Origin of the sequence: Burkholderia sp. THE68, from assembly GCF_009938265.1 — a bacterium.
Taxonomy (GTDB): Bacteria; Pseudomonadota; Gammaproteobacteria; order Burkholderiales; family Burkholderiaceae; genus Caballeronia.
Window position 1 is genome coordinate 126,693 of sequence record NZ_AP022319.1, and the last position, 25,346, is coordinate 152,038.

Sequence of the window (25,346 nt, forward strand, 5' to 3'; positions counted from 1 at the left end):
TCACTCCATTTCGCACGATCACGACAGGCAACAGACATGCAACTGATCAACAAGGTGGCCGTCATCACAGGCGGAGACAGTGGAATCGGATTGGCTTCGGCGCGATTGTTCCAGCAGGAGGGCGCCGAAGTCGTCATCATCAGCAACGATCCGGTCTCGCTCGGAGCGGTTCATGATCGGCTGGGCGCGAAGGTCCTGACGCTCGAGGCGGATGTCACCGATGCTCACGCCCTGCGCGCCGCCTTCGGCGAAGTCGCCCGCCGGTTTGCTTCCATCGACGTTCTGCTGGCGGGCGCCGGCATCGTATCGCCCACGCCCCTCGATGACACGCCTTCGCAGCTTTTTGAACGCATCCTCAGCGTGAATGTCGCCGGCAGCTTCTACACGGTCCAGGCCGCATTGCCCTATCTGAGCGCAGGCGCATCGGTCATTCTCGTCGGCTCCGTCGTCGCGACGATGGGCATCGCCGGATTCTCGGCCTATGCCGCAAGCAAGGCCGGACTCTCCGGCATGGCACGCGCGCTGGCCTCGGAGCTCACCCCTCGAAGCATTCGCGTGAACACGCTGGTTCCGGGACCCACGCATACGCCGATCTGGAACACGCTGCGAGCACGGAGGCGGAGTTGCAGGCGCTCGAGCGGAACCTGATCAGAAGCATTCCGATCGGCCGTCTCAATGACGTCGACGAAGTCGCGCAGGCCGCGCTGTTTCTCGCTTCGGACCACTCCCAGGAGCATTCAGACAGCGGAAATCGTCGTCGATGGTGGCGCATCGGGTGCTCCGCAAGGAGCACCGGCGTATCGGGTGTGAATGGCGGCGCGATGCGACCGCGTCGCGCGCGCTTCAATCAGATCGTCAGATCGCAAAGCGTTCAAGGCTTGCCGGATGGAAGAGTTCCCGTGCTTCGAGCCGGCGGTTTGAAAGACCTTCGGCGTAGTGACGTGCGAGAAAGCGGTCGATCACATGCTCGTTCTCGGCGAAACCATATGACCAGAAGTCGTCGCCCATAAGCTTGCGGGCCGCGCGCAGCTGATCCTCCACGAAAGGCAGCGTGATCTTCGTAGCGGATGTATCGCTGAGCCGCGCGAGCGCGACAGACTTGGATTTCTCGAAGGCCTTCACTACTGCGCCCGGCAGCCATGGGTGCGCGTCCGCGAGCGTCTTTCTGATCCCGAGCGTATGCATGATCGGGAAAAGCCGGGTGTGCGAATACCATTCGGCGGCCACTTTCTGGGGATCATCGAACAGATACTTGACTTGAGGATGCCCGCGGTCGAAGCACGAAGGCGCGCGCGGCCCGATGACGGCGTCGATCTGGCCTTCCGCCAGCATGTTCGAGATCGTCTGGCCGTGGGGAGCGTTTTCGAGTTTTACATCGGCAGGCAGATTCAGCGCGATCTTTTCGACGCGGGTCGCATCCTCGTAACCGCCGCGAACCCAGGTCACGTCGGACGCCTTCACGCCGTACTCTTCTTCGAGAAAGAGACGGACCCAGACGTTCGCCGTCAACTGGTACTCGGGCACGCCGATACGCTTGCCCTTCAGATGCTCCGGACTGTCGATGCTCCGGTCCGCCCTCACATAGATCGAGGAGTGTCGAAACGCTCGCGACGGAAACACCGGAACGGCGATATAGGGCGACGTGCCGGCAGCCGTCTTCACCGAGTAACTGCTGAGCGAGAGTTCGCAGATATCGTAGTCCGCATGCCTGAAGGCCCGAAAGAAGATCTCCTCGGGATCCTGCAGCATGAAGACCGGATCGACCCCCTCGATCTGCACATCGCCGTCGACCAGCGGCCTGATCCGGTCGTAGTTGCCTACGGCGACGGAAAGCTGAAGCTTGCTCATTGTGGCTCCCGAATGTATCCAAGAAAGTAGATCGGTGAAGACGGACGCATCACCAATTTGATCTATATCGAATGATCCTATTCAGGTTAATGCATGTCAAGACGTTTTCTGAATCAGCGGGAAGAAGGACTGCCTCGATCCGCACGAGGGATTTCCCAATACTTCCTTGACAAGGTTCATACTGTTACGCATGATTCGATATAAATCTATATGCTCGGCGATGATCATTTGGCCTGTCCCGTGACCCACGGTCGTGGCCGGCACAACCGGGTTTTGAACAGCAGTGCCGATACAGGACATATGTCATGAACAATCGTGCGACGGAGAGTTGGGACCGCGAGGTCGACGTCATCGTCATGGGAGCGGGCGCGGCCGGCATGACGGCCGCTATCGTGTCGAAGAACGAAGGTCTCGTGCCGCTCGTTCTCGAAAAGACCGATCAGGTCGGCGGCACCACCGCGTGGTCGGTCGGCATGATGTGGTTCGTCGACAGCACGCCGATGCAGGCGGCCGGCTTCAAGGATTCGCCCGACAAGGCACGGCAATACTTCGCCGCGACCGTCGGGGACACAGTCGATCGTTCATTGCAGGAAGCCTATATTTCTCAGGGCCGTGTCGCGCTCGACTATATGCTGCGCCACTCGGAACTCGAGGTCGCGGCGCTCGAGTATCCGGACTACAGTCCTGAACTGGCGGGAGGCATGTTCGGGCGTGCGCATGCTCCCATCGAATTCGACGCCCGGAAACTGGGCCCGAACTTCAGAAACTTGCGCGCCCCACTGCCCGCTTTTGCACCATTCGGCGGGATGATGCTCGATCTCGTCGACCTTCTTCACTTCCTTTCATTCACCCGCTCGGCGCGTTCGTTCGTTCACGTATCGAAGCGCCTTGCGCGTTATGCGGTGGACCGCGTGAATCATCACCGGGGCACGCGGCTCGTCGGCGGAAATGCACTCGCAGGTCGTCTCTACAAGACGATGCTCGATCAGAAGATCGACGTCTGGCTGCAGGCATCCGCCACGCGTCTGATCATGGATGACGGCAAGGTCATCGGCGCGGAAGTCACGCGCGACGGCCGGGAGATCCGCGTTCGCGCCCGGCGCGGCATCGTCATTGCGACCGGCGGCTATCCAGGCAATCAGGCCATGCGCCGCGAGCACTCCCGTCAACCAACGGTGGAACTCGGTCTGGGACTGCCCAGCAACGTCGGCGAAGGTCTGCGCCTGGGCGAATCGGTCGGCGGCCGAATGGACCATAACGCTCGGGACACGGGCTATTACGTTCCCATGTCCCTCTTTCCGGACAAGGCGGGCAACATGCAGCCCTGGGGGCACTTCATGCTCGATCGTCCCAAACCCGGCTTCATTGCCGTCGGCAAGGACGGCAACCGTTTCACCAACGAAGCTGCCTCGTATCATGCCTTCACACTCGGCATGTTCGACGCAGGCGCGATACCGGCCTACCTGATCGCCGATGCCGCGACCGTGAAGAAGTATGGAATCGGCGTCATCCTGCCCGGCAGCCTGTCATTGCGACGCCATGAAAAGGCCGGTTATCTGTTCAGCGGCCGCACGCTCGGCGAACTCGCGAGCAGGATCGGCGTCGATCCGAAAGGACTGGCGCGAAGCGTCGAGCGCAACAATCGCTTCGCGAAGACAGGCGTCGACGAAGACTTCGGCAAGGGATCTTCCGCGTACAACCTGTACAAGGGCGACCCGACGCACGGGCCGAATCCTTGTCTCGGTCCCATCGAGAAAGGCCCTTTCTACGCCGTCAAGCTGATGCCCGGCGACTTTGGCACGAGCCGCGGACTCGTAACGGGCCCGCACGGGGAAGTTCTCGACGACCACGGCCGTCCCATTCGAGGCCTGTACGCCTGTGGCAACGACATGAACTCGCCCGTAGGCGGACATTACATCGGGGCCGGCATTACCCTCGGGCCGGCATTGACGTTCGGCTACCTTGCCGCGATGGCGTTGGCCCGGAATGACGCGTCAGAGAAACCAGTGAATCCGGAGATGGACTCACCCGCCGAACCGAACGTGAAACTGGCCTGACTCGGGCTTCGCTGGAGATGCTCATGAAACATGAATCGGTCGTCGACGTTCAGACGTTCATCAACGCGCATCCGTTCGGCAGGTTTCAGAAACTCGTTTTTCTGATGTGCTTCGTGATCGTCCTGCTGGACGGCTTCGACACGGCGGCGATTGGTTTCATCGCTCCCGCATTGCTGGGCGAATGGCACCTCGCGAAGCCCGCGCTGGCACCGGTGCTGAGCGCCGCGCTGCTCGGACTCGCATTCGGCGCGCTCGCGTCCGGCCCGGTGTCCGATCGCGTCGGCCGGCGCAAGCTGGTCGTCAGCGCGGTGTTCCTCTTCGGCATTGCCTGCCTCGCATCGGGCTTCGCGACCAGCATCGGTCAATTGACGGTGCTGCGGTTCATCACGGGCGTCGGTCTCGGCGCCGCGATGGCCAACGCAGTCACGATGATCGACGAGTTCAGCCCCACCCGGCGCCGCGCAACGATCACGAGCCTGATGTGTTGCGGCTTCCCGCTCGGCGCCGCCCTGGGCGGAACGCTGGCCGCATGGTTGATTCCACACGCAGGCTGGCGCAGCATCCTGATACTGGGCGGAGTGATGCCGATCCTGCACGGCGCGCTGCTGCTGCTCTGGATGCCTGAATCGGTACGGTTCATGGTCGCGAACGGCAAACCGGCTCCGGACGTGCGCGCCGTGCTCGCGCGGATCGGTCCTGAAGCAGACCATGCAGGCAGATTCACGCTGACCGAAAGCGCACTGCCGACCGGCTTCAAAGGGCTGAGCCTCGTCATGTCGCGGCTGTACATCGTCGGTTCGCTAATGCTCTGGGTGGCGGCCTTCATGGGTCTCGTGGTCTTCTACGCCGCAATCAACTGGATGCCGCTCTTGCTGCGCGATGCGGGCCTGAGCGCAACGAGCGCGACGCTGATATCGGTCCTCTTCCCGCTTGGCGGCGTCGGCGCGGTATTGTGCGGCGCGTTGATGGATAGGTTCAATGCCAGTCTTGTCATCGCCGGCTGTTATGCGCTCGCGGCAATCAGCCTGCTGTGCATCGGACAGACGGTCGGAAACGTGGCGCTGCTGGTGCCCGCCGTGCTGTTGTCCGGCGTATTGCTAAATACCGCACAGGCTTCGATGAACGCGCTCGCAGCCGCCTTCTATCCGACCGAAGGACGCGGCACGGGCGTCGCCTGCATGCTTGGCATCGGCCGCTTTGGCGGCATTGCAGGGTCCTTTCTCGTCGCCGAACTGATGCGCCGCCACTTCGCTTTCGCCGGAGTCTTCACCACGGTTGCCGCTGCGGCGGGACTCGCGTGCATTGCCTTGCTGATCAAGCACCTTGCACGCCCGCGGGCCTCGCGCGCGGCGCATGACGTCGTGAGCACCATCGATCCTCGAACGCCGCGCTCGCCGGTCTGATTGCGGGCGCCAGGCTGCTCGGGTTCATCGTCGTCTCCGCCATGCCTCCCCGGGGCATGGACTCGGCCCGCCGAATCGTGCGGGCCATTTTTCATCGCGCGCGGCTTGCAGGCTCCAAAGGCCACTGTACGAAACTGTGGCCTCCGGCGCTTCAGATAGTGTGCCGCATTCCTGCCGCCACCCCGGTCTGATTCACGCCGGGCAACCGGGTCGATGCGGACGCCCTCGATGGTGAAAGCGATGCAACTGGCGCGCGGAAGGCGACGGGACGCGCTGCATCTATTACGGCGCTGATGGCGAAGGCGAAGGCCTTTAAGGATATCGTGGAGCGCACGCGCTCCACGCCGCAGGGCACCGTCACCGCACGTCATCCACGCGGCATTTGAGCTCCGTGACCTGAGTCGCTCGCGTCCGCTCTTCGATGCGTCGAAGGCTTGTCGAGCCGGGCCAGGAACGCATCGATTTGCTGCTCGTCCGTAGCCCATGACGTTACAAGCCGAATGACTGAATGATCGCCTTGTGCTTTCGTCCAGATGTAGAAGGCAAAGTGCTCTTTCAATGCCGAGATGACGGAATCCGGCAGGATCGGAAACACCTGATTCGTGGCCGTTTCCGCATCCAGTGCGTAACCCCGATCCGCGATTCCCGCAGCGAGCCTTGCGGCCATCGCATTGGCGTGTCTGGCATTCTCGACGAACAGATCCTTGACCCCGAATAACGCCTGAAACTGGATGCCCAGCAGCCTGCCCTTTGCCAACATGCCACCGCGCTGCTTGATGTGAAACGCGAAGTCTTCCTTCAACGCCGGATTGCATACGACAATGGCCTCGCCCAGCAGTCCGCCCGCCTTGGTTCCACCGATCCAGAAAAGATCGACGAGGGATGCAATATCGGCCAGCGTTGCGTCGTTCCTGCTCGAAGCCAGTGCCGCGCCCAAACGCGCGCCATCGAGAAACAGGATGAGGCCGTGTTGCCTGGCAAGGGCGGAGATTTCCCGCAGTTCCGTGAGGGTATAGACCGTGCCTGTTTCCGTCGCATTCGAGAGGTAAAGGAGCCGGGGCCTCGCCATGTGCGGGAAATGGGCATTGCCCGAAAGCGCGGCTTCGATATTCTCCGGCGTGAGTTTTCCGTCAACGGCGGGGACGGTGATGAGTTTATGGCCCGTTGCCTCGATGGCTCCGGCTTCGCGCACGACAATATGGCCGGAGTTCACCGCGATGACGGCCTCGTGAGGACGCAGGCAACTCGATATCGAAACGATATTCGCCATGGTCCCACTCGCAACATAGTGAATTGCACCGTTGAATCCGGATCCCAAACGGGCCCTGATCAGATTCGTGGCGTCGGCAGAGTAAGTGTCTTCGCCGTAAGGTGCCTGCTGAATGTAGTTCGATCCGACCAGCGCGCTGAGAATATCTGGATGAGCGCCTTCACTGTAGTCGTCGAGAAAGCTGTAGATAGCCATTGAGTGCCTTTGTGCCTTGGATGAAAGTCGCGTTGCGAGAAGCGCGACATCTAAAGCCGACAGGTTATCGATGGTCTGACCAATCTCCTTGTATAAAATTGCCGCTCCACGCTCAGAACCGGGCTGGCGTGACCCCGTACGCCTGGCGGAAAGCCCGCGTGAAATGACTCTGATCGAAAAACCCCACTGCGTGCGCAACTTCAGTGATCGACATGCTCTTGCTCGCGCTGATGAGCGCAATCGCCTTTTCCAGCCGCAAGCGCAGCAACCACGCGTGGGGCGTCATGCCGATGGTCCGCTTGAACATCTTCAGGAAACGGAACCGGTCGAGGCCGACAAGAAGGGACAGGTCTTCAAGGATGATCTTGTCGGCAAGGTGGGCTTCGACAAAATCCCTGACTGTGCCCATCTGCTGGACGGACAAGCTGCCCTTGATCGTCTGCGGGGCGGGTTGTTTCAGACGCGCAAATAGCGACTCCAGCAACGCCAGAACGTATGTCTCACTCAGCATCGGGTCGGCGTGACGCTGGCGTAGGGTCGCATGTATTCCGAGCAACTGCTCCGCGAGATGGCCATCTAGCAGAACGACGGCGTCCTGCGAAGGAAAGTAGTACCTGCCGGTGATTTCCCCACCGAAATTCTCGATCAATGCAGGCGAAAGGCGGAAGGTCTGGAGGGTATACGACTCGTCGGCGCCCGCGTTGCCATCGTGTACTTCCCCCTGCGGCATGATCTGAATCGCGCCGCGTGTGAGCAGAAGGGATTCGCCCCGAAAAGTTTGATGCTGCACACCGCTGGCAACCAGTGCGATGTGACAGTCGAGATGATAATGGGGCTCGAACTGAAACGCCGCAAACTGGGCGGTACCGAGGATCAATCCCGGGATATGGCCGGGATGACTGTATTGAACTTCTTCTGGCATCGGAGCCTACTCGAAAGGCTGAGCGTCAGGCTCCATTATCCCAGCTTTGGCTTGATTCAGCTCTATCCAGAGAAGCCCCGGAAGGCGTTCGTCCACCGGCTGCGCGGCACATCTGCACCCTGCTCCATCATGCATTCATCGATATCGAGTTCGAGAGGTATTGACGAGCTTCTCAATGAAGGAAGATGAACACGGCTCGTGAGCGGCATGCGAGATCCGAGCGATATATTCACGCGTGTCCGATGGAGAGTCTCCTGTCCGCCGATCTGTACTCCAAAACGCGACTATTACGATAACGCTCATGCATTCGACAGCGGCATTTTCGCTGCAGACTCGATCCCGCCAAGGCGTCGAGCTGGGGAAGACTGTTGACTTGCACCGGAAACTGACCCACTTTTCTCTCCTGCAAACGCGAACGTAGTGATACTCACGGCTAGTCTTTCGCTCACTTATCTCAATGAAATTGTCTAGCTATCGCCGCGATTCCGAGCTTCAGCTGGGAGACACGTTAAACGTGCTGAAACCAGGCTTTAATCTTCATTTCATCGCCAATCCAGTACGCTGTTCAATCGATCAAACGATCAATTACCGAGTCTCCTTGGTCCCGAGGGCGCCGTTTCGGCTGGGCTGATTAGCCAGTGTGATGCTATCGCCGCCACAAAGGCGGTCATCGAGGCATATCTCATTACTTCATGAAGCCCCGCACCGACGATCTCCCTTGCAACACTTCCTGCGACGCCTTGTTTCTGCAAAAGCGCGGCAGCAGCCGTCATTTCGCCGCTACCAATAGCGCTCGATATCTCGCGCAAGAGATCACTACCGGCGAACGGTATTATATTACCTACCCCTGATGTGATTCCTTGAAAAAAAACAGCTCCCAGTGCCGCAAAGCCGATCACAATCCCGCTGAATCTCATTGTCCCGGAAACACCAGACGCCATCCCCGCGCGATCCGCCGGAATCACCGTCATACCGACCTTTACTACCTGCCCATTCAGAATGCCGGCGCCAATGGACGCCAGCATCATCGGAATAGCGATTCTTAGATAACTCATCGTGCCAACCTGTGTTGATGCGATCAAAAGACCGCTTCCAACCAGAATGAGACCGACGACGAGAAGCAATCGCCCCGAGACGCGGTGCTCAACATACGCAGTCACTAGGCGAGGGACAACGAAAAGCCCGGCAGCAAGAGGCAGCATCAACGCCCCTGCCTTCATCGGACCAAACGCAAGGCCATTCTGAAAGAAGAATGGTAGGTAGGTCAGCATGGTCAGGAAAGTCGCCGCGTATGCCACTGCCGCAATGTTTGCGCCGAGATACGTCGGCCGGATAAAGTACGTGAAGTCCATCATCGGTCGTTCCTGGATCCGTTCGACCACGATGAACGCAACCAGGGCCACGGCTGCACAGAAAGCACTCGTCAAGACAGGTTGGCTTGACCAGCCTGCATGATTTCCAGAGATCAATGCGTACGTCGCCAACCCAAGGAAGGCCGCCAAAGTCACCACGCCCATCACGTCAATGCGATTGGCCTTCGGGTCTCGCGATTCGTTCACAGTGAAAATTGTGAGCGCGATCATAGCCGCGCCAATCGGAAGATTGACGTAGAACGCCCATTGCCATCCGAGCATCTGCGTTATCACCCCGCCGGCGACCGGTCCGAGCATGATCCCAATGCCGATAATCGAGCCCCAGAACGCAAACGCCTTTGCTCGGTGCTTGCCCTGGAATTCGTTGGACAGGATTGCCAATGCCGCACTCAACTGCAACGCTGCGCCGGTACCTTGTACCGCGCGCGCCCAGTTCAACACCGTTACCGACGATGCTGCTCCGCATATCAATGACGCGAGTGTAAATACCGCAAGACCAGTGACCAGCAGCCGCTTGCGTCCAAACCGGTCAGCGAGCGCACCTCCCGGCATAACAAGGCTTGCGAACGCAAGCGTATATGCGCTAATTACCCATTCGGTCGCCCCAAAGTCCGCGTGCAACGTCTGTGCGATTGACGGCAATGAGACGGAAACAATGTTCGCATCCAGATTGATCATGAACGACGGTATTGAAACGCAGAGCAGTATCAAAAAACGCCTATCCATTCTTCACTCCACCTCGAAAGAAGCGGCAAACGCGCTTCAAAAGCGACTCCACCCTACGCGATGCGACAAGGAAATCAGGGAAAACATGTAAGCGCCATCACATTAGTCGTCGAATGGGTGCGTCTTGATATGCCTTCTGGCTGCCTCAAGAAGCTCCTCTGACAATTTGTTGTCCGCTATTGCTCGTGCGAGCGCGACAGCACCTAACAGATCAGCAGGGGGACGAATTATCGATATTCAAAATTCAAAAGATGACTTCGGAGGAAGCTTGGACAATCAGCTTCCTCCTTGTTAAGACATGCTAAGTTTCAATGGACGTCTCAGTTACACCTGCGCCGGCACGTACCATATCATCAGTCGATGATGCTCCTTTGGCGAGTCTCCGGTAGAAAGACAAAGCCAATGACCAGGGACACTGCGGCGATAACTACAGGGTACCAAACGCCTGCGTAAATATTACCCGTTGCGGCTACCAGCGCGAACGCAGTTGTCGGGAGGAAGCCGCCAAACCAACCATTACCGATGTGATACGGGAGCGACATTGCCGTATATCGGATGCGGGTCGGAAACAGTTCGACAAGCGTCCGAGGCGAACATTCTTCCACTCGCCGAACGCCTCCTTGATCGGCGCTTTAGAAGTCGTGTTTTCCGCCTTCATTTTCAGGAACACAGGAGATTCCGACAGAGTCATCCGAATCCATACCGAGATTGACACAAGGATCACTGAAAACAGGAACGGAATGCGCCACGCCCAATCGGCGAACGCAGACTCACCTGCAATCAGACGTGTTCCAAGAATCACGAGCAACGACAGGAAGAATCCCAAGGTAGCCGTGGTCTGGATCCACGCCGTGTAGCCACCCCGTTTGTGCCCCGGCGCATGTTCCGCGACATATGTCGCCGCGCCGTCATATTCGCCGCCTAGGGCGAGACCTTGCACAAGTCGGAGCACAATCAGCAACACAGGCGCAGTGATACCGATGCTCGCGTACGAAGGTAGTACGCCGACGAGAAACGTTGACGTACCCATCAAAAGAATTGTGACCAGGAACGTGTACTTACGGCCGACCAGATCTCCGAGACGCCCAAATACCAGCGCCCCAAACGGCCGCACTGCAAAGCCTGCTGCAAACGCCAGCAACGCAAAAATGAACGCCGCCGTTTCGTTGACGCCCGAGAAAAACTGCTTCCCGACAACAGCTGCAAGCGAGCCGTACAAGTAAAAGTCGTACCACTCAAAGACAGTACCGAGCGACGACGCAAAGATGATTTTGCGTTCGTCAGAGGTCATGCGTCGTGACTCGTTAAGGGGAATGACTGAGGTGTTCAAGGGCGTCTCCTACCTGGGTTCTGTGCGGTCGCGTCTGATTCGCGTGTTATTGAGCTTTACTGAGGCTCAACATGTAGTCACGATCTGCCGCTGACAGCGACTCGAGCCACTCGGCCTCCTTGCCAGGCTGGGGCAGCACTCGCCCATACTCGACCATATTGTTCGGCGTCAGCTCGGAGATATACGCCCACAGAAAGCGTTTCTCGATCCCTGTGACACCGTGAATTGAGTTGATGATGTCGGCGAGTAAGGCGCCTTTCTGTTCTTCAGTACGCCCAGCCCGGATGTGTCCATGTACGTAAACCTGATTCGCGCTGATTTCCACACCACCCATGAAATGCGATCCCGACGGGATTTCGCTGAAAATCACCTGAGCGAAAAAGCCTTGCGCGCCAGTGGCCTGGCTGTGGGCTCGTGTAACCTCCTTAGCGACCTTCTTTTTTTCCTCGGGAGACAACAGGTTTTGAGTTGCGGATACGATGTAAGTAGGCATCTTTCAGTCTCCAATAAGAATCCAATCGAACGCGAATGAGCTGTCTCAGAACGTTCAAGTGTGACGTCAATCATGTTTAGATGTAGCTGCAACTATTTGTCGGTGAAAAGGCGTGTTTATTTCAAGGAACTACCTGGCAAATAGTTGTAGGTACATCTTATACGGCGTGACCCACATGTCAATACGTATTTTGCCTTCGAGTCGCGCGCCCTTACTAGGACAATCCTCAGCTAACCGGTTACTTTAGTGGTACCCGTTGCAGCGCTTCTAACGCTTCCAGCAACTGCTGATTCGCGGGCCCATTAAGAAAACGCTGAACGCCATCCTCAACGAGACGCTGGGCGACTCTCCAGTACGGCTCGGCACTTCGGAGCTTCTTAACCCCTTCCTTGCTCAATTGAGCGGATCTGTAGCGCGCGTCCTCCTCGGGCGGTACGCTGACACTAACCCAGCCAGCGTTGATAAGCACCTTCAGATTTCGTGAAATTGTCGTCTTATCCAACGCTGCTTCCGCAGCGATCTCGTTGTACGTCGCCGCCCCTAGACGCTCAATTGCGCGCAGCAGCGAGAACTGAGTGATCTTCAGGCCAACCGGCCGCAAAGCCTCGTCGTAAATAGCAGTTAGCTGGTTTGCCGAGCGTCGAAACTGTGTGCAGTAGCAATCCGTAAACATGGATCCTGTCCTGTTTGTCTATGTCTAGGTGGATGCCCTCATGGGACCAAGAGCTGCAAGATGCATATACATCCATCAAGGACCAAGATCACACGGCACAGCCAGATTGTCAAGCCACAACAATCTTCCTACTAATCAGAGCAGCTTTTCTACGCCATCGCTGCCGTCCTCATCCAACCTCAGCACGGATCGAGCTACCGAAGTCAGATTACTGCGCCGAATACACAGAAAATCCGAAAGTTGCGTCTCGAAGCCCAAATCGCTCATACATACATAACGTGTCCGCCTCACTGCTCGCCACGTTCGCAATCGACCTTCTTTCACCGTGCAGCAAACCATATCCATGATCTGCCCTTCAGTGAGACAAGCTCGGCGTACTTCATCTAAGTCAATCGTTGAAATCCTCCCCCGGAACTCAGTAAGCCTTCTTGCGAACCAAACCGATGCACCCGCCTTCTGATCATCGGACTTGCGATGTCACGCCAACAGCATCTCGTCTTTCCCCCATCTTCGAGTGTGTCTTCCTAAAGTAAATTAGCGGACCCCCACATCTAATTACTCACGCGCAGAAAGCAACCGTGATGGATGCGCGACCAGAGATTGTTCACCTCAATGAACAATGATTTTTCAGTTCAACCATTTAAACCGGGGCAACCAACTCCTACACTGAGGACATGGTTCGATTGCAACCGCCATACGACTACCTTCACCAGGAGAAAGCAATGCCTCTCATCAAGTTCGACATTCTCAAGGGACGTACGGAAGCACAAACCCGTGCAATGCTCGATGGCGCACACCGCGCTGTTGTCAACGCATTCCAAGTGCCAGAGCACGACCGCTATCAAGTCGTGATGGAGCATGAACCAGCCCATCTTATTGTTGAAGATACGGGGCTAGGAATTGAGCGCACAAAGAACATGGTCATGATCACCGTGGTGACCCGTCCGCGAGCGCAAGAGGCGAAGGAACACTTTTATCAAGAACTCACCCGGGAGCTGCAAGAGCGTTGCCAGATCGCTCCAAGCGATGTAGTCGTTTCGCTTATAAGCAACTCCGACGCTGACTGGAGCTTCGGTCATGGCGTAGCGCAGTTTCTTACGGGCGAACTGTGATTCCGAGGAATGCATGAAGGCAAGCTGAACTTCTTACCAGGGACGATCGCCCCTGCTTTCCGCGTCGCTGTCAGGTCAGACGCCCGTTACCGGGCCGTCTGATACCGAAGGCTCTACGTGGCAATCAATGCTTTCTATATACTGCTCGCGTTACCGGTTGCGTCAGATTCCGACTCGGGATTGTGTGCATTTTTCTTCTGCCAACAGCGCGTCTGATACATCACTTCCGCAAGAAGCGACGCTTTTCTCCGGCCTATAGTCGTGTCTGCTCCACAAGCAAGATTGTTTGTCTGACGACGATCGCGGGCAGCTCTCGATCAGCCAGCTTTACCCCACTTATGCAGCGTCGATACTGTGCCCGAGTCGCGCCATGTAAGCCTTAACTTTTCGCTTAGCCAATTTAAGGGAGGGGTGCGCGGATGAATTCCCGCCGTATTCAGTCGATACACGAAACCTGACTTCGCCTTCGTCATAAAACGGGGGGCTTCGTGTTGCACATGCCGCTGCGCGGCACGCCATCGGCCGCAGCAGCCCGCGCGTTTGCATCGAACAGCATCTGGTGGGCTTGGGTGATGTAGGCGGTGAGCCAGAAGGCACTGTGCGCGTTGGGCTCAACGTGCGTCACATGTTGATGTCGATACAGAATTGACCCGTCGAATTCGGTGCAAATCAAGAGCAAAAGCGCGGCCGAAGTAGTCGCCCCTGCCGCGAGACTATCCCGCACTTACGTGCGCTCGGCAAACAGGCCTTGCAGTTCGCTATGGGCCATATAGTCAACTGCCATCGGGCCGGATTCGCCCTTTTCAACAAAAGCCCTGGCCAGGCGTGCTGCGTGGTTCCAGATCACCTGCGTAATGCCGGAGCCGGAGGATAAACGTACCACGCCCAGCTTTTGCAACTCGGCGGAATCGGCCAGCCCAGCCCATGCCATGAGAGCGGTCGGGATCGGTGAACCTTTGACCACGGTTCTGATGTCGTTGGCATCGTTAAGTGCTGGCAGGAAGATGCTGCTGGCGCCCGCCTTACCATACAGTTCGGCGCGCTTGATCGATTCGTCTGCACGCTTCGGCTCATCGACCAGTTGTTGCAGGTAGACGTCGCAACGTGCATTGATCCAGAGGGCGATACCCGCCTTTTCCGCGGCGGCCCGCACCGCTTCGATTTTCGCTGCCAGCACAGAGGGTGCGTCCTGACCGTCCTCGATGTTGATGCCGACAACGCCGGCGTCCAGGATTGGTTTGATATTCTCCGCGACTTTTTTGGGGTCATCGGAATAGCCAGCTTCGAAATCGATCGACAGCGGTACGCGGATCACGCGGGTGATGGTGGCAGCCACTTCCGCCTGCAGCCTCGCCGGTGCAAGATTTCCATCGGGATAACCCAGAGCCCAGAGTACTCCCGCGCTGGTGGTGGCGATTGCCTTCGCACCTTGTGCTTCAAAGATGCGCGCGCTACCCGCGTCCAGGCGTTCGGCAGGTTCAGGATCGGGTTGGCTTGATGAAGGTCGGCGAATACCGTGTCGAGTTTGCTCATGGTGTTTTCCTCGTGAGGTGGCGTGAGTCAACAACGGGGTGTGAATTCAGTTAAAGATGGTGTTCGGAAGGACAACGCGATCACGGCGAACGGAGTTCTTCCACAATGTTTGGCATAGCTCGTCTTCTGTGAATCGTTGCGGGTGATGAGCAGTCTGTTCTTCATGGTCTTGCAGAAGGTCCGGGACATGTCGCCTCGCGTCCATTTCCGGCTGGCTTCCGCTGCTTACCTGGCTCGCAGATAACGCCGTCATCTGACATACATGGCTTCATATTTGGCCAGCTGCGGGAATCCCTCATACTGGTCACTGTGGTCGCCCTCGTGGTTTTCATATCCCGGACGAGTCAGCAGACCACGCGGCTTCACCCAGCTGCAAATGGAACGGACCGGCATCTCATTCCAGGCAATGTTGAAGGCGCCGATTTTTGGGAAGAACTGCAGCTCGCTGTAGGGCAAGTGATCATGGATCCACCATGCAAGCGATTGCCACCGTTTCCCCTCGGCCAGTTTGTCAACGAACCAGGGCATGACAACGGTGGCCATCGCGCCAAAATGACCGGCAGCGTCGCGCTGGTCCCAGATGTGGCGCGCGCGGTCGCGTTCTTTGGACGCACAACTCAGGTCGTGCAGATTTCCGAGTTCGTTCACCTCCGGTGATCGGTATCCGGAGCGTAGAGAGATGCGTCCGAATGTTGCCTGCAAAGGCTCCAGCAACAGTTCGCAAAGGTGTCGACCTGCGGTGACAGCGAGATCCGGATTGTCCGGAAGATTCGGAAACCCGTTGATGGCCGCGATTTCGCTGAACATGAATTCGCGCATAAAGAAATTGCGCGACAGACGGGTGCGGCCCAGGTTTTCCAGACCGCGAACGGTACGGACCGGTCTCATAAGTTATTCTCCTCTTTCATTAGAACAAGCCCGCGGGTTCCAATCTGCCGGTCAAATTCTTTGCGCCAATCGCGTGTGTTACAACCTCGTTGCCTTCGTCGTCACGGCGACCATGACGTAGTAGCCAGTGAGCCCGATCAGATCAAGCATAGCCTCGGGTGAAAGGACGGCAGCAATCTGGTCCCAAGCCGCGCTGTCGATCTCACCCCCTTTCAGCAAGCACCGCACAAACTCGTGCACCACGAAATCCTCTTCTCGCGCATAAGGCGGTCGGCGCCCCACGCGGATGTGCTCAACGACTTCCTTTGAAAGGCCTTCCGCGATCGCCAGTGACGCGTGATGCGTGAAAACGAAGTTTGCCTTCCATTCGAAGGCGACCAGCAAGATCGTGTGTTCGATCATGCGTTTCGTCAGGCGGCTATCGAAACGCAAGTAGTTACCAACCTCCGCCAGGCCATTGGCCAGCTTTGGCGAATACAACCAGGTCCGGAAAGGACCGCTGACGCCAGCACGCGGGCCGCTCGACAATCGATCGTGAATGGTTCGCTGCTCAGACGTCAGTGCGTCGTACGACAGCAATGGGAAACGCGGCTCGAACATGTGTGAGTCCCTCGTGAATCAAGCTTCGGCGGGAGCTTCTGGTTCATGTTTTCTCGTCCAGGCGGCCGCTCTCAAAGTCCGGTGAAGAACCCTTACTTCCCGGCAGCGAACACTTCGACTTCGACCAGTATTTCTGGCTTGACCATCTGGTTCACGATGGACAACAAGTTCGTCGAAGCGGGCTTCTCGTGCCTGGTCTACGACCATCGCGGGTTGTTACCGACGTCCACTAATTTAGATGCTCAGTTTTTCACGACTGGATTTTCTCAGTGTTGTCTCCATTATCCCGGCCCGGCCCATCGCCGGCAGTGGGATGGTCCGTGTGTTTGAGCAGAGCCGTGAATTGTCCAGATTGAAGTCCACACCACCGATGACACGGAGAGGGAATCACGAATGCTTACTTGACGACAGCCGAAAGTGCCGTATGATAAGTCTCTATATTGCGGTGCAGCAAAATCGCGCTCGGTCATAACTACAGCTTTTTATACGAAGCTGAACGCAGGAGCAACAATGTTTCCTTCTTCTTTCGCGAATCAAACGTTTGTCTACCCGGCAGCAAGCCTCCAGGTCCTCGTGAATGTTGCAAAGCGGTATGCGAGCGGGCTTCAGCAACTTGCTGAACTGAATGTGCAGACGGCCAAGACCGTCTTCGAAGAAAGCACTGCCGTTGCCAAGGCCGGCCCGCAGGCAAAACCCGCCGATTTCCTGAGCTGGCAATCGACTCTGCTCGCCGAGACGCCCGAAAAGGCGGCTGCTTATACGCGGCATTTCTGGCAGATCGTTCGTGCGACGCAGACGGACATTCTCAATGAGGCGCGTGGCCCGATCGAGCAGTTCGGCTTCGGACTGAAGAAGGCGTCCGAATCTGCTTCGCAAGAGGCTGTCGGACTGCTATCGAGTGCCGCCGAGGCATCGACCGATCTTGCGGATGCCGGCGCCGAGGCGATCGAGTCATCCGAGAAGGCCGTTCGTTCCGCCAAGGCCGACGCGAAGCGCTAATCCGTGCCGTCAGCCCTGACGTGCCACTGTTGACTTTCGAAACCCGCATCACGCGGGTTTTTTATTCTGCTCGACCCGACGGGAAAATCGATGAATCCATTCCATCCGCTTGCGTGGGCGCACGACTCGTTCTGGTCGATGTTTCCGCGCGAACTCGTCGGTCTCACGGCGCAATTCTTCGACAATGCCGAGACAGCGGTCGCAAGCCCTGCGACTCCGCTGCCATCGGAAAGTGAAACGAAAAAGACATCCTCCGAAGATGAACCGCCGCACAGCGACGACCCGATCGCGCAAGCGGGCGCTCATCGCTGGTTGAGCAAGAGTTTCGAGCATGGCAACGAGCGCTATCGATTCAAGGTCTACGTTCCGACCGCATACGAAGGCCAGCCGCTGCCGATGATCGTCATGCTCCACGGCGCGCAGCAGGACCCGGACGACTTCGCGTCGGGGACCGAAATGAACATCGTCGCCGAAGAGAACGGCTTTATCGTCGTCTATCCGGAGCAGTCGGAAAGTTCGAATCCACTGAGGTGCTGGAACTGGTTCATGCCGGCGAATCAGACGCGCGAATCAGGCGAAGCGGCGGCCGTCGCGGCCCTCACGCGCGAGGTCGCGGCCACGTATAACGTGGATCGCGCTCGCGTTTATATCGCAGGTATGTCGGCTGGTGGAGCATTGGCCGTCAATCTTGCGGTGACGCATCCGGAGCTTTACGCGGCCGCGGCGATTCATTCGGGCCTGGCGTTCGGCGTCGCCGACGAGCAGATGACAGCACTCTGCGCGATGAATGACGGCAAAGGCAAAGTGCGCTTGCCCGACACCCTGTCCGGCGGCCCAAAACCGCGCGCGGTGCCTCTGATCGTTTTTCACGGCGATGCCGACGACACGGTGCATCCGCGCAACAGCGAACAGATCGTGGCGATGAGCCAGTTGCTGCATGGCATGTCCGACGACGCAGTGACGTCATCCTCGATATACGTCGCCGACGACGCGGGTGGCCACGCCTATACCCGGCACGTGTTTCATGATCGTGACGGTGAATCGATCGGCGAGCAGTGGGTCGTACACGGACTCGGTCACGCGTGGTCCGGAGGCCATCCCGACGGCACCCATACGGACATGCGCGGACCGGCGGCGAGCCGTGAGATTGCGCGATTCTTCGGTCAATTCACGAGAGACGGCAGCCGGCAATACTGACGGCAAGCGCTTATGCGTGGCGAAGTACATCCGCGAGAAGCCGACCGCTTCTCTGTGATACTCATCGCATCACAGAAAAAATTCAGGACGGAGCAACTTGCCTTAGGTGACAAGGGTGTACCGTGCCGCCCCTCTTCGGCTTGTGCCCGTTCGCGGAAGACTCGATAGATTTGCACCTTTTCTTGGGGCGACAGTGACCGCCAAGGAACTCGCCATGCACATCCTAGCCGTCGCTACTTGACGGCCAATGCCAGCGGCTCGGGTCTGCGCGAAGCCGCTCCATCGCACCCGCTCGCCGGTTCGGCACCCCGCTGAAACTCGCCTTGACAGACACTCTTAAGATATATATCTTTAGATATGTTTTACGACATATCTGGAGTGTTCCTATGAGATCCCGTTGTTTTCAACGTGCGCGTGAAGCCGGTTTCCGCGCATTCGGTTTTGGTTCTCCCTTCGAAGCCCCCGAGTGGGCTGAACGCTTCGCCTTCGAGCGCTGGGGCATGATCGGACGGCATCGTCATGGCGGCGGCGGCCGCTTCGGCGGTGGTCCCGGCGGCATGGGTGGAATGGGCGGCATGGGCGGTGGATTCGGCGGCGAGGACGGCATGCCGCGCGGCCGCAAGTTCTCGTCCGACGATCTGCAACTTCTGCTGCTCGCGCTGCTCGCCGAAGCGCCGCGCCACGGCTACGAACTGATCAAGGCGCTGGAAGACCGCTCGAACGGCTTCTACGCGCCGAGCCCCGGCATGGTCTATCCGGCGCTCACGTATCTCGAAGAACTGGGGCATACGACCGTCGAACTGGAAGGCAATCGCAAGCGCTATGCGCTGTCCGATGCGGGCCGCGAATACCTCGCATCGAACCGCGAGCGCGTGGACATCATGCTCGCGAAACTCACGCACTTCGCGCGCAAGATGGATCTCGTGCGGCGCGCATACATGGGCGAGGAAGTCGATGACGCTGCGGCCGACAGCGGCTGGGCGCCCGAACTGATCGCCGCGCGCCGCGCGCTGAAGAAAGCGCTGCTCTTGCGCACCGATGCGCCGCAGGACGAACAACGCCGCATCGCCGCGATCCTTGCCCGCGCCACTGCGGAAATCGAACAGAATCCCGCGCCGAAGCAGGCGTAAGAAGGAGCCACACACGATGACCGAATCCATTCTGCAAGACCGGCCCGATCTCGAAGTCACGCGCGTACGTCACGCGCTCAGGTTCCGCCTGCTGCAAGTCACGCGCGTGCAGGCGCTCAATCCCTATCTCGTGCGCGTGAGCTTCACGGGCGACGATCTCGCGGACTTCGTCAGCGCCTCGTTCGACGATCACGTGAAGCTGTTTTTCCCACAGCCCGGCGAGACGATGCCGGCGCTGCCGCAAGCAGGCTCCAATGGTCCCGAGTTCGATCCTTCGAAGCCGCGTCCGATCGCGCGCGATTTCACGCCGCGCCGGTTTGACACGGCCAGGCGCGAACTCGATATCGAATTCGCGCTGCATGAAGCCGGCCCCGCGACAGCATGGGCCACGCAAGCCGCGCCGGGCCAGTATCTCGGCATCGGCGGGCCGCGTGGTTCTTTCGTGATACCGACGCAATTCGACTGGCATCTGATGATCGGCGACGAAACCGCGCTGCCCGCCATCGCGCGTCGTCTCGAAGAGTTGCCCGAAGGCACGCGCGTCGCGACGCTGATCGAAGTGGCCGATCCATCCGCACGCATCGAATTCGACACGCGCGCCGATCTCTACGCGCAATGGCGCTATCGCAATGAGAGCGAGCATCCGGGCGGCGAGCTTCTGCTCGCGCTGCGCGAAACCTTTTTGCCCGATGGCGAAGGCTACGTGTGGGCTGCGGGCGAAGCCACGCTCATGCGCGCCGTGCGCAAGCTGCTCTGCGAGGAACGCGGCATCGACAAGCGCCGCATTCGCGCATCGGCGTACTGGAAGCGCGGCGAGCAAGGCGTGCACGAAACGATCGACAATTGATCGGACGTCGGGCGACGCAGGCATCATGGAAAGCCGCGATAATCGAGGGCATTCAACGCTCATCGAACGGCAGTGCGACCATGACCGACACATTCAAGAAGAAGCCCGGCGACGAACCCGCGCAACCGGGCGGCCTGCGCAAATCGCTGACGAGCTACGGAGACAGCGGCTTTTCGCTGTTCCTGCGCAAGGCATTCATCAAAGGCGCGGGTTATACCGACAGCGCGCTCGATCGCCCGGTGATCGGCATCGTCAATACGGGCAGCGCGTATAACCCGTGTCACGGCAATGCGCCGCAACTCATCGAAGCAGTGAAACGTGGCGTGATGCTCGCGGGCGGCTTGCCGATGGACTTTCCGACGATATCCATCGCCGAATCGTTCTCGCAACCGACGAGCATGTATCTGCGCAATCTCATGTCGATCGACACGGAAGAGATGATCCGCGCGCAACCTATGGATGCGGTCGTGCTGATCGGCGGATGCGACAAGACCGTGCCCGCGCAACTGATGGGCGCGGCATCGGCGGGCATTCCCGCGATTCAGCTCATCACCGGTTCGATGCTCACGGGCGCGCATCGCGGCGAACGCGTGGGCGCATGCACCGATTGCCGGCGCTACTGGGGGCGTTTTCGCGCGCAGGAGATCGACGAAGCGGAGATCGCGGCGGTGAACGACCGGCTCGTCGCGAGCGTGGGCACGTGCTCCGTGATGGGCACGGCAAGCACGATGGCCTGCATCGCCGAGGCGCTCGGCATGACCGTGCCGGGTGGCGCATCGCCGCCGGCGGTGACATCGGACCGCATGCGGATTGCGGAACTGACCGGCACGCAGGCCGTGCAGATGGCGCACGATAACCTCACCATCGACAGGATCCTCACCGCCGAAGCATTCGAAAACGCGATGCGCGTACTGCTCGCAATCGGCGGCTCGACGAACGGCATCGTGCATCTCACCGCGATCGCCGGGCGCATGGGCTACGACGTCGATCTGAAGGCGCTCGATCGCATGGGACGCGAGACGCCCGTGCTCGTCGATCTGAAGCCGTCAGGCTCGCATTACATGGAGGACTTCCACAAGGCCGGCGGCATGGCGACGCTGCTGCGCGAACTGAAGCCGCTTCTGAACCTCGATGCGCTGACCGTCACGGGCCGCACGCTCGGCGAAGAGATCGAAGCCGCGGGTCCGGCATTCGAGCAGGACGTCGTGCGTGCGTTCGACCAGCCGATCTATCCGCAAGGCGGCATCGCGGTGCTCGAAGGCAATCTCGCGCCCGGTGGCGCGATCATCAAGCAATCGGCGGCGAATGCGAAGCTGATGGAGCACGAAGGCCGCGCGGTCGTGTTCGAGAACGGCGCGGATCTCGCAGCACGCATCGACGCAGACGATCTCGACGTCACGCCCGAAGATATTCTCGTGCTGAAGAACATCGGCCCGAAGGGTGCGCCCGGCATGCCCGAAGCGGGCTATATCCCGATTCCGCGCAAGCTCGCGATCGCGGGCGTGAAGGATATCGTACGCATTTCCGACGGACGCATGAGCGGCACCGCGTTCGGCACGATCGTCCTGCACGTGACGCCGGAATCGGCGGTGGGCGGGCCGCTCGCGCACGTTCGAAGCGGCGACCGTATCCGTCTGAGCGTGTCGAAGCGCGAGATCAGTCTGCTCATCAGCGATGAAGAACTCGCCGCGCGCGCGCACGCTTCGCCCGTCACGCCGCCGAGCGCGGAGCGCGGTTATCGCAAGCTGTTTTACGACACCGTGACGCAGGCGGACAAGGGCGTCGATTTCGATTTTCTGCGCGCGACGGAGAAGCGCGGCGTGACGCCGCGCAAGTGAATGGCTATTTCGCGAAACGCTTTTCGACATCGACCGCCTTGTCGAGTCCGACGAAGCGGTTATATTCGTCGAACGGCGTCAGACGATCGGCGATGGCATCCGTCGAGCCTTCGCGCATGAACACGGCGAGCATGTCCTTTACCGCCTTGTGCATCGCGAGCATCGGCTCGATGGGACTCAACGTGTAATCGAAGCCGATTTCATAGGCGTCTTTCATCGACACATAAGGACTCTTGCCCGTGCGCGCCTGATTGAAAAGAATCGGCTTGCCGAGCGGCTTGAGGCGCCGCGTCAGCTCGCGCATGTGTTCGAGGCTTTCGGGCGCATCGGCATAGAGCCCGTCCGCGCCCGCTTGCGCGTACGCTTCGAGCCGCGCGATGGCGTCGTCGATGCCCGTCACCGCAATCGCATCGGTGCGCGCCACGATGAAGAAATCCGGATCGCGGCGCGCGTCGATCATCGCGCGTAGTTTCAGCACCATCTCTTCCTTCGATACGAGTTGCTTGCCCGCATAGTGGCCGCATTTTTTAGGCAGCGCCTGATCTTCCAGATGCAGCACGGACGCGCCCGCCTCTTCCCAGAGACGCATCGTGCGCTGCACGTCGAGGATGCCGCCATAGCCCGTATCGGCATCCGCGAAGATCGGCACCGATGTCACGCGGCAGATGCGCCGGATGTGCTCGAACATTTCCGTCTGCGACAACACGCCGACATCGGGCTGCCCCGCGACGACACCCGACGCGACGAAGCCCGACACATAAATGGACTTCGCACCGGCCTGTTCCGCGAGCATCGCGGTAATGGCGTCGTGCGCGCCCATGCAGACGAAAGGACCTTCCTTGAACAACTCGCGAAAGCGTGCGGAACGGGTCAAGATGAGTCTCCGGAAGTCAGGCAAGGTAAGCCCAGCCGCGCGCCTTGCGGTCGTCGGCGCGAAAACGATTGATCTGCTCTGCGAAGCGTCGTGTCTGGTCGATTTCGTCGAGTCCCTCCAGCAACGCCTCGCGTTGCGCTTCGTCGAATTCGAAGCGAATCGCGTCCAGTCCGGGCGCGCGTATCTCGAGCGCGCGCAGATCGACATCGACATGCGCGCCATCGCGTGAAGCAGCGGCGATGCGCTCGATCGCGATTGCATCGAGTTGCACCGGAAGCAAGCCGTTCTGCAGGCAGTTGTTGTAGAAGATATCGCCGAACGATGGCGCGATCACGCAGCGGATGCCCGCTTCCTCGAGCGCCCATACCGCCATCTCGCGCGAACTGCCGCAGCCGAAATTCTTGCCGCCGAGGATCGTGCATGCATCGACGAACGCAGGCTGATTCAGCACGAAGTCTTCGCGCGGGCCGCTTGCCGGTCCATCGCCGCGATAGCGCAAGGTCTCAAGCAGATAAGGCCCGAGCTGGCCGCGCTTCAGTTGCGAAATGCGTTCGATACGAATGATGAGGTCCGTATCGACGTTGTCGCGCAAGAGCGGCGCGGCCGGGCCCGTGATCGTCGTGACAGCTTTCATCGCGATGCTCCTGCCTGCGGCGCGGCGATGTGCCCCGCAAGCGCGCTGGCGGCGGCAACGGCGGGACTCGCGAGATGCGTGCGCGCGCCCGGCCCCTGTCTGCCGATGAAATTGCGATTCGACGTCGACACGCAACGCTCGCCACGCCCGACGACATCGCCATTCGCGCCGACGCACATCGAGCAGCCCGGCTCGCGCCATTCGAAGCCTGCCGCGCGAAAGATATCGTCGAGCCCTTCATCATGGGCCTGGCGCGCGATTGTGAGCGAACCCGGCACGACCCAGGCCTTCACATGACGCGCGACATGCTGACCTTCGACGACGCGCGCCGCCGCGCGCAAGTCCTCGATGCGGCTATTCGTGCACGAGCCGATGAATACGCGGTCCACCGCGAGCTCATCGAGATGCTGTCCCGCGCGCACGCCCATGTAATCGATCGCGTTCTGCGCCGCCTGGCGACGCGATTCGTCCGTGAGCGTCGCCGGATCGGGAACCGCGTCGTCCAGTGCGATCACATGTTCGGGGCTCGTGCCCCACGTCACCTGCACGCGAATCGCCGAGGCATCGATGGTCACCTCGCGGTCAAAGTGTGCGCCTTCATCTGTTGCGAGCGCTTTCCAGTCTGCGAGTGCGGCATCGAACTGCGTGCCTTGCGGCGCGTATGGCTTGTCGCGCAAATAGGCGAACGTCGTTGCGTCGGGCGCGACGAGCCCGAACTTCGCGCCCAGCTCGATGCTCAGGTTGCACAACGTGAGACGCCCTTCCATCGACAAGGCTTCGATCGCTTCGCCCGCATATTCGACGGCATGCCCCGTTCCGCCCGCCGCGCCGATCTGGCCGATCACATACAGAATCATGTCCTTGGCGCTCACGCCTTCGCGCACGCGCCCATCGAAGCGCACGCGCATCGTCTTCGGCCGCTTCTGGCGAATGGTTTGCGTTGCGAGCACATGCACCACTTCCGTCGAACCGATGCCGAATGCGAGCGCGCCCATCGCGCCGTGCGTGCAGGTGTGACTGTCCGCGCAGACGATCGACGTGCCTGGCAGCGAGAGCCCGAGCTCCGGTCCGATCACATGCACGATGCCCTGCTGTCCGTCGTTGCCGATATCGAAGATGGGAATCGCGTGATGCGCCATCTGATCGCGCATCGCATCGACCATGTCGGTGGCCCAGTCAGCATCGCCTGCGCGGCGGCCCGGCTTCGTCGAGATGACGTGATCGAGCGTCGCGAAGGTGAGCGCGGGGCTGTCCACGCTCAGGTTGCGCCGCTCCAGCACGCGCACGGCTTCCACGCCCGTCAGTTCGTGCATCAGATGGCGATCCACTTGCAGCAGATCGATGCCGCCTGCGAGATGCGCGATCGTGTGGCTGTCCCACAGCTTGTCGAAGAGCGTTTTCATG

The 25,346-nt window shown here is 59.4% G+C and carries 20 protein-coding genes and 2 pseudogenes; 9 read left to right on the forward strand and 13 right to left on the reverse strand.

The genetic code is table 11. The features are described 5' to 3' along the window. The first annotated feature begins 36 nt into the window (after positions 1–36). A pseudogene (locus BTHE68_RS29350) lies at positions 37–810 on the forward strand (SDR family oxidoreductase). Positions 811–855: 45 nt separating this feature from the next. Here the strand turns inward: BTHE68_RS29350 and BTHE68_RS29355 are convergent. Then, a complete protein-coding gene (locus BTHE68_RS29355; protein WP_162069830.1) occupies positions 856–1,848 on the reverse strand; it encodes an ABC transporter substrate-binding protein in 993 nt (330 codons plus the stop codon). 356 nt (positions 1,849–2,204) lie between these two features. Here BTHE68_RS29355 and BTHE68_RS29360 point away from each other — a divergent pair, with 356 nt between their 5' ends. Both BTHE68_RS29360 and BTHE68_RS29365 read left to right on the forward strand, forming a co-directional pair. After that, positions 2,205–3,905, forward strand: coding sequence for an FAD-binding protein (locus tag BTHE68_RS29360; protein WP_232078325.1), 1,701 nt, complete (start codon positions 2,205–2,207; stop codon positions 3,903–3,905). A 23-nt stretch (positions 3,906–3,928) separates the two neighbouring features. Beyond that, positions 3,929–5,308, forward strand: coding sequence for an MFS transporter (locus tag BTHE68_RS29365; protein WP_162069832.1), 1,380 nt, complete (start codon positions 3,929–3,931; stop codon positions 5,306–5,308). A 367-nt stretch (positions 5,309–5,675) separates the two neighbouring features. Here BTHE68_RS29365 and BTHE68_RS29370 read toward each other — a convergent pair whose 3' ends face one another. The 6 genes and pseudogenes from BTHE68_RS29370 to BTHE68_RS29395 all read right to left on the reverse strand — a co-directional run bounded on the left by BTHE68_RS29370 (position 5,676) and on the right by BTHE68_RS29395 (position 12,290). Continuing rightward, a complete protein-coding gene (locus tag BTHE68_RS29370; protein WP_162069833.1) occupies positions 5,676–6,773 on the reverse strand; it encodes a threonine aldolase family protein in 1,098 nt (365 codons plus the stop codon). Between the two features lie 112 nt (positions 6,774–6,885). Then, positions 6,886–7,695 carry a helix-turn-helix transcriptional regulator gene (locus BTHE68_RS29375; RefSeq protein ID WP_162069834.1) on the reverse strand — a complete coding sequence of 270 codons (810 nt, stop codon included), beginning with the start codon at positions 7,693–7,695 and terminating at the stop codon, positions 6,886–6,888. Between the two features lie 581 nt (positions 7,696–8,276). Next, positions 8,277–9,746 (reverse strand): MFS transporter, encoded by a 1,470-nt coding sequence (locus tag BTHE68_RS29380; RefSeq protein WP_232078254.1) that lies wholly within the window; start codon positions 9,744–9,746, stop codon positions 8,277–8,279. A gap of 401 nt (positions 9,747–10,147) precedes the next feature. Next, positions 10,148–11,085: pseudogene (locus BTHE68_RS29385) on the reverse strand (MFS transporter). An 85-nt stretch (positions 11,086–11,170) separates the two neighbouring features. Further along, on the reverse strand, positions 11,171–11,617 hold the full coding sequence (locus tag BTHE68_RS29390; RefSeq protein ID WP_162069836.1) for a tautomerase family protein: 447 nt from the start codon (positions 11,615–11,617) through the stop codon (positions 11,171–11,173). A 238-nt stretch (positions 11,618–11,855) separates the two neighbouring features. Continuing rightward, entirely contained in the window at positions 11,856–12,290 is a 435-nt protein-coding gene (locus tag BTHE68_RS29395) for a MarR family winged helix-turn-helix transcriptional regulator (RefSeq protein WP_162069837.1), read from the reverse strand. Between the two features lie 722 nt (positions 12,291–13,012). Here BTHE68_RS29395 and BTHE68_RS29400 point away from each other — a divergent pair. After that, a complete protein-coding gene (locus BTHE68_RS29400) occupies positions 13,013–13,402 on the forward strand; it encodes a tautomerase family protein (RefSeq protein WP_162069838.1) in 390 nt (129 codons plus the stop codon). A 724-nt stretch (positions 13,403–14,126) separates the two neighbouring features. On the opposite strand, the gene BTHE68_RS29405 is transcribed toward BTHE68_RS29400, so the two are convergent. From BTHE68_RS29405 to BTHE68_RS29415, 3 genes are all read right to left on the reverse strand, one after another. Continuing rightward, positions 14,127–14,969: an isocitrate lyase/PEP mutase family protein gene (locus BTHE68_RS29405; RefSeq protein WP_232078256.1), complete on the reverse strand. Its 843-nt coding sequence runs from the start codon at positions 14,967–14,969 to the stop codon at positions 14,127–14,129. A 215-nt stretch (positions 14,970–15,184) separates the two neighbouring features. After that, the gene (locus BTHE68_RS29410) at positions 15,185–15,823 is read right to left on the reverse strand and encodes a hypothetical protein (protein WP_162069839.1); all 639 of its coding nucleotides are present in this window, start codon (positions 15,821–15,823) and stop codon (positions 15,185–15,187) included. 78 nt (positions 15,824–15,901) lie between these two features. Continuing rightward, positions 15,902–16,423, reverse strand: a complete 522-nt coding sequence (locus tag BTHE68_RS29415; protein WP_162069840.1) for a hypothetical protein — start codon at positions 16,421–16,423, stop codon at positions 15,902–15,904. Between the two features lie 417 nt (positions 16,424–16,840). On the opposite strand from BTHE68_RS29415, the gene phaP reads away from it, so the two are divergent. From phaP to BTHE68_RS29440, 5 genes are all read left to right on the forward strand, one after another. Beyond that, positions 16,841–17,422, forward strand: a complete 582-nt coding sequence (gene phaP, locus BTHE68_RS29420) for a TIGR01841 family phasin (protein ID WP_162069057.1) — start codon at positions 16,841–16,843, stop codon at positions 17,420–17,422. Positions 17,423–17,512: 90 nt separating this feature from the next. Further along, positions 17,513–18,619, forward strand: coding sequence for an extracellular catalytic domain type 1 short-chain-length polyhydroxyalkanoate depolymerase (locus tag BTHE68_RS29425; RefSeq protein WP_162069841.1), 1,107 nt, complete (start codon positions 17,513–17,515; stop codon positions 18,617–18,619). A gap of 386 nt (positions 18,620–19,005) precedes the next feature. Next, on the forward strand, positions 19,006–19,749 hold the full coding sequence (locus BTHE68_RS29430) for a PadR family transcriptional regulator (RefSeq protein ID WP_174258129.1): 744 nt from the start codon (positions 19,006–19,008) through the stop codon (positions 19,747–19,749). A gap of 16 nt (positions 19,750–19,765) precedes the next feature. Continuing rightward, positions 19,766–20,596, forward strand: coding sequence for a siderophore-interacting protein (locus BTHE68_RS29435; protein ID WP_162069842.1), 831 nt, complete (start codon positions 19,766–19,768; stop codon positions 20,594–20,596). A gap of 80 nt (positions 20,597–20,676) precedes the next feature. Further along, complete coding sequence (locus BTHE68_RS29440) at positions 20,677–22,434, forward strand: IlvD/Edd family dehydratase (RefSeq protein WP_162069843.1); 1,758 nt, start codon at positions 20,677–20,679, stop codon at positions 22,432–22,434. 4 nt (positions 22,435–22,438) lie between these two features. Here the strand turns inward: BTHE68_RS29440 and BTHE68_RS29445 are convergent, their stop codons facing one another. Genes BTHE68_RS29445 through leuC form a run of 3 tightly spaced genes read right to left on the reverse strand, consistent with a single transcriptional unit; the run spans position 22,439 to position 25,345 of the window. Beyond that, a complete protein-coding gene (locus BTHE68_RS29445; protein ID WP_162069844.1) occupies positions 22,439–23,308 on the reverse strand; it encodes an isocitrate lyase/PEP mutase family protein in 870 nt (289 codons plus the stop codon). A 16-nt stretch (positions 23,309–23,324) separates the two neighbouring features. Continuing rightward, a complete protein-coding gene (leuD, locus tag BTHE68_RS29450) occupies positions 23,325–23,942 on the reverse strand; it encodes a 3-isopropylmalate dehydratase small subunit (RefSeq protein WP_162069845.1) in 618 nt (205 codons plus the stop codon). Beyond that, complete coding sequence (gene leuC, locus BTHE68_RS29455; RefSeq protein ID WP_162069846.1) at positions 23,939–25,345, reverse strand: 3-isopropylmalate dehydratase large subunit; 1,407 nt, start codon at positions 25,343–25,345, stop codon at positions 23,939–23,941. Before leuC ends, leuD begins: the two co-directional genes overlap by 4 nt. Position 25,346: the final 1 nt, after the last annotated feature.